This is a genomic window from Bartonella sp. CL162QHHD (assembly GCF_042195435.1).
Lineage (GTDB): Bacteria > Pseudomonadota > Alphaproteobacteria > Rhizobiales > Rhizobiaceae > Bartonella.
Map to the genome: position 1 here is coordinate 26,410 of NZ_JBHIOG010000085.1, position 11,642 is coordinate 38,051.

The 11,642-nt window shown below is 40.2% G+C and carries 10 protein-coding genes and 4 pseudogenes; 9 read left to right on the plus strand and 5 right to left on the minus strand.

The features are described from left to right. The first annotated feature begins 195 nt into the window (after positions 1-195). The 5 genes from ACFILD_RS08750 (at position 196) to ACFILD_RS08770 (ending at position 2,554) form a co-directional block, all read left to right on the plus strand. The gene (locus ACFILD_RS08750; RefSeq protein WP_375658280.1) at positions 196-858 is read left to right on the plus strand and encodes a lysozyme; all 663 of its coding nucleotides are present in this window, start codon (positions 196-198) and stop codon (positions 856-858) included. Then, the gene (locus ACFILD_RS08755) at positions 855-1,091 is read left to right on the plus strand and encodes a hypothetical protein (protein WP_375606489.1); all 237 of its coding nucleotides are present in this window, start codon (positions 855-857) and stop codon (positions 1,089-1,091) included. The genes ACFILD_RS08750 and ACFILD_RS08755 overlap by 4 nt, the downstream gene beginning before the upstream one ends. Further along, positions 1,015-1,227: a hypothetical protein gene (locus tag ACFILD_RS08760; protein ID WP_273790903.1), complete on the plus strand. Its 213-nt coding sequence runs from the start codon at positions 1,015-1,017 to the stop codon at positions 1,225-1,227. Before ACFILD_RS08755 ends, ACFILD_RS08760 begins: the two co-directional genes overlap by 77 nt. Continuing rightward, positions 1,220-1,420, plus strand: coding sequence for a hypothetical protein (locus tag ACFILD_RS08765; RefSeq protein ID WP_273790904.1), 201 nt, complete (start codon positions 1,220-1,222; stop codon positions 1,418-1,420). Before ACFILD_RS08760 ends, ACFILD_RS08765 begins: the two co-directional genes overlap by 8 nt. Before the next feature lie 936 nt (positions 1,421-2,356). After that, positions 2,357-2,554, plus strand: a complete 198-nt coding sequence (locus ACFILD_RS08770; protein ID WP_375630965.1) for a hypothetical protein — start codon at positions 2,357-2,359, stop codon at positions 2,552-2,554. Positions 2,555-3,242: 688 nt separating this feature from the next. Here ACFILD_RS08770 and groEL (ACFILD_RS08775) read toward each other — a convergent pair. From groEL (ACFILD_RS08775) to groES, 5 genes and pseudogenes are all read right to left on the minus strand, one after another. Further along, positions 3,243-3,448: pseudogene (groEL, locus tag ACFILD_RS08775) on the minus strand (chaperonin GroEL); the annotation flags it as partial. Between the two features lie 71 nt (positions 3,449-3,519). Continuing rightward, positions 3,520-3,725, minus strand: a pseudogene (gene groEL, locus ACFILD_RS08780) (chaperonin GroEL); the annotation flags it as partial. A 71-nt stretch (positions 3,726-3,796) separates the two neighbouring features. After that, positions 3,797-4,002: pseudogene (gene groEL / locus ACFILD_RS08785) on the minus strand (chaperonin GroEL); the annotation flags it as partial. 71 nt (positions 4,003-4,073) lie between these two features. Then, complete coding sequence (gene groL / locus ACFILD_RS08790; protein ID WP_273790908.1) at positions 4,074-5,717, minus strand: chaperonin GroEL; 1,644 nt, start codon at positions 5,715-5,717, stop codon at positions 4,074-4,076. 58 nt (positions 5,718-5,775) lie between these two features. Further along, on the minus strand, positions 5,776-6,072 hold the full coding sequence (gene groES, locus ACFILD_RS08795; protein WP_005774667.1) for a co-chaperone GroES: 297 nt from the start codon (positions 6,070-6,072) through the stop codon (positions 5,776-5,778). A 227-nt stretch (positions 6,073-6,299) separates the two neighbouring features. Here groES and fumC (ACFILD_RS08800) point away from each other — a divergent pair, with 227 nt between their 5' ends. The 4 genes and pseudogenes from fumC (ACFILD_RS08800) to ACFILD_RS08815 all read left to right on the plus strand — a co-directional run bounded on the left by fumC (ACFILD_RS08800) (position 6,300) and on the right by ACFILD_RS08815 (position 10,760). Further along, positions 6,300-7,688 (plus strand): class II fumarate hydratase, encoded by a 1,389-nt coding sequence (gene fumC / locus ACFILD_RS08800; protein ID WP_375630964.1) that lies wholly within the window; start codon positions 6,300-6,302, stop codon positions 7,686-7,688. 133 nt (positions 7,689-7,821) lie between these two features. Continuing rightward, positions 7,822-8,034 (plus strand): hypothetical protein, encoded by a 213-nt coding sequence (locus ACFILD_RS08805; RefSeq protein ID WP_375663168.1) that lies wholly within the window; start codon positions 7,822-7,824, stop codon positions 8,032-8,034. A 1,017-nt stretch (positions 8,035-9,051) separates the two neighbouring features. Further along, positions 9,052-9,227 (plus strand): annotated as a pseudogene (gene fumC, locus ACFILD_RS08810) (class II fumarate hydratase); the annotation flags it as partial. A gap of 645 nt (positions 9,228-9,872) precedes the next feature. Beyond that, entirely contained in the window at positions 9,873-10,760 is an 888-nt protein-coding gene (locus ACFILD_RS08815; RefSeq protein WP_375665134.1) for an outer membrane protein, read from the plus strand. The last annotated feature ends 882 nt before the right edge of the window (positions 10,761-11,642 follow it).

The window sequence follows — 11,642 nt, forward strand, 5'->3', positions numbered from 1 at the left end:
CCCAACCATTATCTCACTTGCCCAACCATTATCCCTCTTAGCCAACCATTATCCCCATTCCCTAAGATGTCACAACCAACCTTTTGATTTCATAAAAGTTTCACATCTCTTCTGTTTTTGAAGCGTGAAAAATTTCATTTTTAATCTGTCAACCAGCCTCACGTTAACGTGAGGCTTTATTTTATGGAGAAGCAAATGAGAAAAATATCTAAAGCAGGGCTTGCACTCATTAAACAATGGGAAGGATTGCGTTTACATGCCTATAAAGATGCCATCGGGGTGTGGACAATCGGCTATGGTCATACCAACACGGCTGGCAAACCGTTCGTTCACAAGGGCATGATCATTACTGAAAAACAAGCAGAAGAAGTTCTTTCTCAAGATTTAAGACAATTTGAGAATACCGTTGAAAAACATGTGCGGGTTTCCTTAACGGATGAACAATTCGCCGCGCTCGTATCGTTTTGCTATAATATAGGAACATCGGCTTTTTGTAATTCGACCCTGCTCAAAAAACTCAATAATGGCGAATATGAAGCCGTCCCTGCTGAGTTACAAAAGTGGACTAAAGCAGGAGGAAAACGTCTTCACGGTTTAGTGCACCGTCGTGCAGCAGAATCGGGATTATGGGCAAAAGGGGCTTATGTTTCTCCCAACTACCAAACCGTAGAAACGCAAACACCCATGGGATTTTTCAAAGCAGAAGCGCTTACACCGATTATTGGTTCTTTTTCTGGACTTGGGGGCTTATTGGCAGGCAATGGTCCCATCCAATGGGCATTAGCAACCATTATGGTTTTAGCCGCCTGCGTTGGCATTTTCTTTGTGGCAAAACGGTTTCGGGAGCAGCGCTTATGATGTGGTGGTTGAAAAAAAATCTGATGATAACAGGAGCGGCTCTGACCGCTTTTTTTATCGCTTTAGCAAAAGCTTTCACTCTTGGAAAGAAGGTTGAACAACAAAAGCAAATAGAAAAAACGCTAAAGTCATCAACAACACGGCTAGAGGTGGAAAATGAAATTAATCAAAAAAGTGATGCTGATGTACGCGCTTCTCTTACTCACTGGTTGCGCGATAAAAACAATCAATGAGCCTTTTTCTTGCGTTGGTTGGATGCCCATTTATTTAGACAAAAAAGATCTCAATATCATCAGTTCAAATCTCGCAAGAGATATTTTAAAGCATAACAAACAAGGGGAAGGCTTGTGTGGGTGGAAACATGGCTAGAAAAAAAACAGAGCTTACAGAAAAGGAAAAAGAAATCCTACAAGAAATCATCACAACGTATAAAAGTGTAAAAATGATGTCACGCTATACGAAGTGGATTATATTCATCATTTTCTTATTAGCACTTGATTTTTCACGGATCATAGATGTGCTGGGAAGTATTTTTACACAAAAATCGAATATTCAGCTCTAAAATAAATAAAAAACGTGAGACGTGTTAAATCTTTTTTTAAAATATAAAAAGCCATTCGTTATTTTTTGAAAACACGGAGATTTTATTGATGATTTTTTCACGTCTCACGAGAAATTTTTACACGCCTCACAAACGTCGTGCTCTTCACAAACGCTTTCATGAAATGAATTTAAGGGCATGAAGAGAGATTTTTAACCAACGCGTAAGTCAGCAACTTTGGTAACATAAGAAAAGGATCATACCAACGTACATTTTTTTAATAAACTATTGATATCCAAATGATTTTATACTCTTCATAAATAGCATTGCCAAGAATTTGTATTAAAAGACATTTCTTTTAAAGAAGCGCATAAACAAGCAATGTAATGGTAGCCTTACATAAAACTTCTCATCTTTACGTTGAATAAAAAAGCAAGCCGGCTCCTCCCACCCTCCCAATTTCCACCCTCCCAATGCCCTGCCTCCCAATTCCCTGCCTCTCAATGCCCTGCCTCTCAATGCCATGCCTCCCAATGCCCTGCCTCCCAATGCCCTGCCTACCAATGCCCTGCCTCCCAATGCCCTGCCTCCCAATTCCCTGCCTCCTCAATGCCCTGCCTCCCAATGCCCACCCTCTCAATGCCCTGCCTCCCAATGCCCTGCCTCCCAATGCCCTGCCTCCTCAATGCCCTGCCTCCCAATGCCCACCCTCTCAATGCCCTGCCTCCTCAATGCCCTGCCTCCTCAATGCCCTGCCTCCCAATGCCCACCCTCTCAATGCCCTGCCTCCTCAATGCCCTGCCTCCCAATGCCCTGCCTCCCAATGCCATGCCTCCCAATTCCCTGCCTCCCAATTCCCACCCTCTCAATTCCCTGCCTCTCAATGCCCTGCCTCTCAATTTCCACCCTCCCAATGCCCTTATGTTCTATGCATAAAGGTCAAGTTGAAGAGAATATATGGAAAATCCTTGGCTCGAAAATATGAAAAGAAGGCATGAGGCTACAACAGAATTTCGCGTGCCTTTATCATCAGAAGCATTAAAAATTCTAAAACAAGCGCGCCTACTGTCTCGTAATGATTTTTTTCGGCTACCTGTCATGGTCCCCTTAGCTCAAAAATTGCTCCCCACTCAAGAATTTTCTGTCACAATATAGGCAACAAACAGAACTTGAGTATAACAACATGGGTTTGGCTCCAGTTTAGGTGATGAGCTTACCGAAAAAAAGATGAGAGCAAGGCGAAAAATTAGCTTTTATCTTTAAGCTTCTCAAATGGAGCAGTCTCCCCATTTCATAGATCAACGAAACAGAGAGATGCTTATTCTCCTATGCAAAAGCTTGAAATACCAGCATCTTATTCATAAAAAAACAACCCAGCCCCATCATGCTCTTTTCAACTCTGTCTTTCCAACGCTCAATAGGTACTAACTCTTAGCTACTGACTTTTAATGATTGCGTTGGTTCATAAAACCGTAGTGACCTCTCACCTTATGAAGCACAAACACAGGATTTTTTAACGGTGCATACATAAACCTAAAATGAAAAAATAGAACTGTATTAGGAATAAATGACTATAAGTCAAAGAGTTATATTTTTATTAGCACAATATTTTCAAAGGAAACCACGATCCCCACACAATAGAAACATTTCATAAAAACAAGAGAAAAAGCTATGGATTAAGAGTGAGCTTCATTCACAATGACGGTAGATCAACCAGAGGAGAGTAGAACAATCCTATAAGATAAAGAAACTGTCATAAAAGGAAAATTCGTATGAACAAAAGAAATATATAAAAAAACGGGCACAGAAGACCCGTTTCTTTATTACGTCTATGGAAAAGAGCTTAGAAATCCATTCCGCCCATTCCACCCATTCCACCAGCAGGCATCGGAGGCATTGGTGTATCTTTCTTTGGAACTTCAGCAACCATTGCTTCTGTTGTGATCAGAAGGCTCGCAATTGAAGCCGCATTCTGAAGAGCAGAACGCAAAAACTTTCACAGGATCAACAATTCTTGAAAGCAATCAAATCACCAAATTCACCGGTTGAAAAACATGAAAAAGCATAAAAAAAAACGGGCACAGAAGACCCGTTTCTTTATTATTTCTATGGAAAAGAGCTTAGAAATCCATTCCGCCCATTCCACCCATTCCGCCAGCAGGCATCGGAGGCATTGGTGTATCTTTCTTTGGAACTTCAGCAACCATTGCTTCTGTTGTGATCAGAAGGCTCGCAATTGAAGCCGCATTCTGAAGAGCAGAACGCAAAAACTTTCACAGGATCAACAATTCTTGAAAGCAATCAAATCACCAAATTCACCGGTTGAAAAACATGAAAAAGCATAAAAAAAAACGGGCACAGAAGACCCGTTTCTTTATTATTTCTATGGAAAAGAGCTTAGAAATCCATTCCGCCCATTCCACCCATTCCGCCAGCAGGCATCGGAGGCATTGGTGTATCTTTCTTTGGAACTTCAGCAACCATTGCTTCTGTTGTGATCAGAAGGCTCGCAATTGAAGCCGCATTCTGAAGAGCAGAACGCAAAAACTTTCACAGGATCAACAATTCTTGAAAGCAATCAAATCACCAAATTCACCGGTTGAAAAACATGAAAAAGCATAAAAAAAAACGGGCACAGAAGACCCGTTTCTTTATTATTTCTATGGAAAAGAGCTTAGAAATCCATTCCGCCCATTCCACCCATTCCGCCAGCAGGCATCGGAGGCATTGGTGTATCTTTCTTTGGAACTTCAGCAACCATTGCTTCTGTTGTGATCAGAAGGCTCGCAATTGAAGCCGCATTCTGAAGAGCAGAACGCACAACTTTCACAGGATCAACAATTCCCAAAGCAATCAAATCACCAAATTCACCCGTGGCGGTATTATAACCATAAGTGTCAGCATTATTTTCCAGCACTTTGCCCACAATAATAGCGGCTTCTTCACCAGCATTGCTTGCAATCTGGCGCGCTGGTGCTTGTAGAGCACGACGAACGATACTAATACCAGCTTCTTGGTCAGGATTACTTCCCTTAACGGTCAACGCATTTGCTGCACGCAACAATGCGGTACCACCACCAGCAACAATACCTTCTTCAACAGCAGCACGTGTTGCATTCAAAGCATCATCAACACGGTCTTTCTTTTCTTTCACTTCAACTTCTGTTGCACCACCCACACGGATAACAGCAACACCACCAGCGAGTTTAGCAAGTCTTTCCTGCAATTTTTCACGGTCATAGTCAGAAGTTGTTTCTTCAATCTGAGCCTTGATTTGATTGACGCGAGCAGTAATTTCGCTCTTTTGTCCAGCACCATCAATAATGGTGGTGTTTTCTTTAGAAATATTCACTTTCTTTGCACGTCCAAGCATATCCAAAGTGACATTTTCAAGTTTAATGCCCACATCTTCAGAAATAACCTGTCCAGATGTCAAGATAGCGATATCTTCTAACATTGCTTTACGACGGTCACCAAATCCAGGAGCTTTTACAGCAGCAATTTTCAAACCACCACGTAATTTGTTAACAACGAGCGTTGCCAAAGCTTCACCTTCCACATCTTCAGCGATAATGAGAAGTGGTTTTCCAGATTGCACAACAGCTTCAAGCACAGGAAGAAGAGATTGCAAATTAGACAATTTCTTTTCGTGAATGAGAATGTAAGGATCATCAAGATCAGCGACCATTTTCTCAGCATTTGTGACAAAATAAGGGGAAAGATACCCACGGTCAAATTGCATTCCTTCAACGACTTCTAATTCCGTTTCAGCGGTTTTAGCTTCTTCCACGGTAATGACGCCTTCATTGCCCACTTTTTCCATAGCATCAGCGATCATTTTACCGATTTCAGCAGCGCCATTAGCGGAAATTGTTCCCACCTGTGCAATTTCTGCTGAAGTTTGGATTTTTTTTGCTTTTTTGAAGAGGTTTGCCACCACTTCTTCAACAGCAGCATCAATCCCACGCTTCAAATCCATTGGGTTCATGCCCGCAGCAACAGCTTTAACACCTTCTTGCACAATAGCTTGTCCTAAAACAGTTGCTGTTGTTGTTCCATCACCAGCGATATCATTGGTTTTAGAAGCAACTTCGCGCAACATTTGTGCACCCATATTTTCGAACTTATCTTCCAGTTCGATTTCCTTTGCAACGGATACACCATCTTTTGTGATGCGAGGTGCACCGAATGATTTATCAATCACCACATTGCGACCTTTAGGGCCGAGTGTCACCTTAACAGCATTAGCAAGGATGTCGACACCGCGCAACAAACGCTCACGCGCTTCACGGCCAAATTTGACTTCTTTAGCAGCCATTTAATTTCTCCTTGGAGTTTTCTCAAAATAGTACACAATGAAAAACTAAGTGCTTCAATTAGCCCATAATTCCCATAATGTCAGATTCTTTCATGATGAGGAGATCTTCCCCATTAATCTTGACTTCAGTTCCAGACCATTTTCCAAACAAAATACGGTCTCCTGTTTTGACTTCTAAAGGCACGCGCTTTCCGTTATCATCGAGAGCGCCATTGCCAACAGCAATCACTTCGCCTTCTTGGGGTTTTTCTTTTGCTGTATCAGGGATGATAATCCCACCAGCCGTTTTATTTTCAGATTCAACCCGACGGACAACGACACGGTCGTGAAGTGGGCGGAATTGTATATTAGCCATGTTTTAAATCCTTAAAACTGAACATAATTGCATTAATCTTAAAAGTTCTTGCTAGCACTCTCAAACTACGAGTGCTAGCATGTGTTAGATATAAAATCGGCATCTCTCAATGTCAAGAATAGCCATAAAAATAATTTCTCTAAATGAAGCTTCAAAGTCTTGCCTCTTATTGCACTTTCGCGTTATCTATCTTTTTTGAGAACCCGTGAACAAAAAAGGATCTTATCATGGTTGAAACACGTCAGGAAACGGATAGCTTTGGAACGATTTCGGTACGTCAAGATCGTTATTGGGGCGCACAAACTGAACGTTCTCTGCATAATTTTAATATTGGCAGTGAAAAGCAGCCTCTTGCCATCATCTATGCCTTAGTCCTTGTCAAAAAAGCAGCAGCGATTGTAAACATGGGCAAAGGAAAACTACCAGAAAATATTGGAAAAGCAATTATTGCCGCCGCTGATGAAGTGCTTGCTGGCGATTTTGATAAGCATTTTCCACTGTCCGTCTGGCAAACAGGTTCTGGCACACAAAGCAATATGAATGTCAATGAAGTCATTGCTAATCGTGCTAGTAAGATTTTGGGAGGAAAACTTGGAAGCAAAAAACCAGTTCATCCCAATGACCATGTCAATATGAGCCAATCATCGAACGATTCCTTTCCCACGGCGCTTCACATTGCCACCACGTTGCAAACACGCCAACACTTATTGCCAATCCTTGAAGCTCTTATTGCGACATTAAAACAAAAAGAGCAAGAATTTGCAGACATCATTAAAATCGGTCGCACCCACACGCAAGATGCAACACCTTTAACCTTAGGGCAAGAATTTTCAGGCTATCGTGCCGCATTAGAAGCCAATCGTCAGCGCATTGAAAATGCTCTAACCGATGTCCACATGCTTGCTCAAGGTGGCACGGCTGTTGGCACAGGGCTGAATGCGCCAAAAGGTTTTGACGTTGCTTTTGCGCAAACAGTGAGCACTCTCACAGGAGTAACGTTCCAAACTGCCAGCAATAAATTTGAAGCACTTGCCCATCATGGCGCCCTTGCGCATTTCCACGGAAGCTTGAATGCTCTCGCTGCTGATCTGTTTAAAATTGCCAATGACATTCGGTTTTTAGGCTCTGGTCCACGTTCTGGTTTAGGGGAACTCAGTCTTCCTGAAAATGAACCCGGATCTTCTATTATGCCCGGCAAAGTCAACCCCACACAATGTGAAGCCTTAACCATGGTCGCATGCCAAGTTTTTGGTAATCACACCAGCGTAACCTTTGCCGCAAGCCAAGGACATTTTGAACTCAACGTTTATAAACCTGTTATTGGCTATAACGTTTTACAATCAATTACCCTTCTTGGTGATTGCATGCGTTCTTTTGATATGCATTGCATCCAAGGATTACGGGCCAATCGCGTTCATATTCACTCGCTCATGGAGCGCTCACTCATGTTAGTCACAGCTCTAGCACCAGAAATTGGCTATGAAAGAGCTGCTGAAATTGCCAAAGCAGCGCATAAAAATGATACAACTTTGCGCACCGAAGCATTAAAAGCAGGTGTTTTTGTAGAGGATTATGACCGATTAGTTGATCCCAAAAAGATGATTGCTCCCCAATAAACAACCCACTAAAAAAGATGCAAACGTCTTAAAACAAATCGTTCTGTCAAAAGATCGGGGTGTAAACACCCCGATGATGACCGATAACCATTACCCACAGCGTTCATTTTAGGCTCTGGTCCGCATTTATGCTATGGGTGGTTTTGTTGCTTATGTTGTACTTAAAAGGCACAACGATTTTGGAAAGAAATGGATAGTCATGGCTCAACACCCAATGGCTATAGTGGCAGAAAGTGATTTAAATGGATATGACCGTAAGGTGTTTTTCATTCTAGCTTCACGTCTTGATTTTAAAAATCAATTAGCTATCAACCAAAAAGAATTAGCTCAAAAAAATCAGTATTAATAGACATAATTTCAATCAAAGTATAAAAAGATTAATGAATTCATAGTAGTTACGCTTACAATGTTATCATTATTGATAACATTGGGTAGATAACTCTTATCTCAATGAGATAATGTATTGATTTATAATAATAATCTAGCGTTATCCATATTGAATGAGAATCCTAAATACCGTAAGATTTTCTCATTTTAAATCTGTCCTATGTTGCATCAATCAAAATCACTGACTAGCACATCACAAACGGAATGAATGTATGGATAGAAATTGTATAAGATAAGGAAAAACGCCTCTAATGAACCACCTCAAGTGCCAAGGACTGTCACAACGGCCAAAGGGGCCTGTCACAACATTGTGGAGAGGACTGTCACAACACCCACGAACTGGCAAATATAGTAATGGCACCGGCTTGCTCCTCTATGAAGCGGAAAAGAGGTGCTCAATAGATTTATCATTATACCATTCACGAGCCACCGTCGTGAAATAGGTTTAGAAACATTGAAAAATGTCTCCTCTATGAAGCGGGAAGATGGGTGCTCAATAGATTTATCGTTATATCCTTCACGAGCCACCGTCGTGAAATGGATTTAGAAACATTGAAAAATGGCTCCTCTATGAAGCGGAAAAGAGGTGCTCAATAGATTTATCATTATACCATTCACGAGCCACCGTCGTGAAATAGGTTTAGAAACATTGAAAAATGTCTCCTCTATGAAGCGGAAAAGAGGTGCTCAATAGATTTATCGTTATACCATTCACGAGCCACCGTCGTGAAATGGATTTAGAAACATTGAAAAATGTCTCCTTTATGAAGCGGAAAAGAGGTGCTCAATAGATTTATCATTATATCATTCACGAACCACCGTCGTGAAATGGGTTTAGAAACATTGAAAAATGTCTCCTCTATGAAGCGGAAAAGAGGTGCTCAATAGAGGAACAGCTGTTGGAACAAAATTCGATGCACTGAAAGGTTTTGACCTTTGCTGAAACAATTCACTCTCTNCGATGCACTGAAAGGTTTTGACCTTTGCTGAAACAATTCACTCTCTGACGGGATATCCTTGACAGCTCGCAAGAAATTTGAGGCATTTGCCCCTTATGGCGCCCTCACCCATTTCCACAAAAACCTGAATGCACGCGCTAATCTCTTTAAAATAACCAACGACATTCAGTTTTTAGGCTCTCATCCACGTTCCGTCTTTAAGCGAACGGAAAGTTTATCGTTTTACATGGCACATGAGAAACCTCTTGAAACTTGAGATTCTCGCCCTTTGCTCCTTCTTATTCTTCGTATTCCATTCAATCAATCAAAACTATTCGCTTGGATTGTCATAAGAAAAAGTAGCGTATAGATAAAAAAGAAATAAAGTCGCTCATCCCCTTAAGTGCTCAAAAGGCTATCGCCATACAAAGCTACGCAATATCAGAAACAAGCAAAGAATACGATAAAGAATATAATGGTGCCAATATGCACTTTTTCCGACCAATTGAATATTAAGCACTTTGATATCAATCATAGTGGATAATATATTTAACACTTAATAACAAAGAGTGCTTTTAATATATATAAAATAATATTTTTTAAATAAATAAAAAGCCTGTTTACTATATTATATTTTTTTCTAAAACACAGAGAACACTGAAGAGGCGTATATAAAAAATCCTGAAAAATCAATACAAACGCGGGATAATATCATGAAAACAAGTTTTAAGAACACTTAAATATAGATAATTATAGAGTTTTTGAGTATTTTAATTTTCATAATGATATTAAATATAGATTTCTTTAACCAATTCGTGTATAATGCGCTTTGTATTTTAAATGAATTGGGGACGTTTTTATGAAAACAAAATGTTTAATTGCACTATCTATTTTCACTTTCATTACCGCTTCAACAGCGCAAGCAGCAGATACGGTAATCTTTGAGCAATCAAAACCGAAGGTTTCATTGCAAAATGATTCATCATCACGTATTTTACCGGTTACTGTTTCTGCGCCTTTTTCTTGGTCTGGTTTTTATTTTGGAGGACAAATTGGATATTTTTCCAATAAAAATACTCTAAATTACGCACAAGAAGCTAGGGACGGAAAATGGGCTTTGGTTGATAGAGATTTATCACCGAAACTATCAGGATTGAGAGCAGGTTTGTATGCAGGTTCTAATATTGATCTGGGAGATTTTGTTTTCGGTTTTGATACGGACATGGTTTGGTCTGGGAAGAAAAGTACCCAAACAGACAATGGAAAGAAAATTCTAGATAAATTAGACTCCATTAACATTGCCTTTGAAGAAGCTGGAATTCCTATCATAAAACCTGCCGCTCAGGATGAAACGATACCCAACCATGGTGACATTGTTGTTAGCGGTGTAACATTGAAAGAAACATGGTCTGGTGCCGCGCGCACGCGTATTGGTTTTGCTTCCCATCGTCTTATGCCTTATATTGCAGGGGGTATAGCCTATAGACAGATGCAATATATCATGTCACTTTTATCAAAATCGCAAGAAGATTCGACAATTTTTGCTTCTGGCAATGTGTTAGATGAGACAAAAACAATGTTTGGTTACACTGTTGGTGGTGGTTTTGATCTTGCAATGACAGATAATATCATCATGCGTACAGAATATCGTTATTCAGATTTTTTTAAAAAGAAATTTGCAAACGATAACCTTAAAATCTCTTCTCAAACGCATGATGTTCGCTTTGGTATCGCTTATAAATTCTAAGTTTTGTAGAAAAATTGAACGATTAAAAAACCCTGTTAAAAACGGGGTTTTTTAATGCCCCTTTGCACTAAAAAGACGTAGATTCTAAAAACCAGTACTAAACTGTAAACAAATAATCACGAAACAATCCAACCTCTCCCTCTCTTAAAGCAAGCTTCTATCCTCTCAGCCTTTCATGTCGTGCATTGGGAATATATAAAAGCTTTACCACCATACCACTGGGCGCCATCGTAAAATAAATGAGAGCCGGTATTTAAGAGATATTTCTTTAAAAGAAATATGGATATTGTGCATCAATTGCAGTTTTATAGGATGATGTTGACTTGGCCTCCCCGCTCTTAAAGGATAAAGATTCTAAAAACCCATTTTAAAACACCCATTTTAAAACACCATGTCCGTTTATAAAAGCACAAAAACTCTTGGGGACTCTTAAGGGGATCTTGGGCGAGCTTCTCTGGGCTCCTCCTCATGGAATGCCCTTAAGCCTAAAGCAAGACAAACACACTGAAGAATATTCAACACACAGCGAAAAAATACTGTAACGTTTCAAGGAAGTATGCCCTATATTACCACACTTCAAACGACCGTATTTTACAGCTATTGTATGCCAGAGTGGAGAAAGGATATTGCGGTTTTCTGTTTATGTAATTTCTGTAACGGGGAGACATCTTCATTTGGAGAGAACATGAAGTTGTCAAGGTAAAAAACCAATTTCCAACCTTACCATTTCCCTCTGCTTTACAACTTTCAAAAGCCTCTAAAGCAGTATTTTTTAAACCTCTAAAACTCTGTCTTTTAAAAAGTGGAGATTACGCATTGCCTCATGCTTTTGTTGCTCACATATCTTTTTGGCGATCACGCCCCTCATGTCATACGACAACG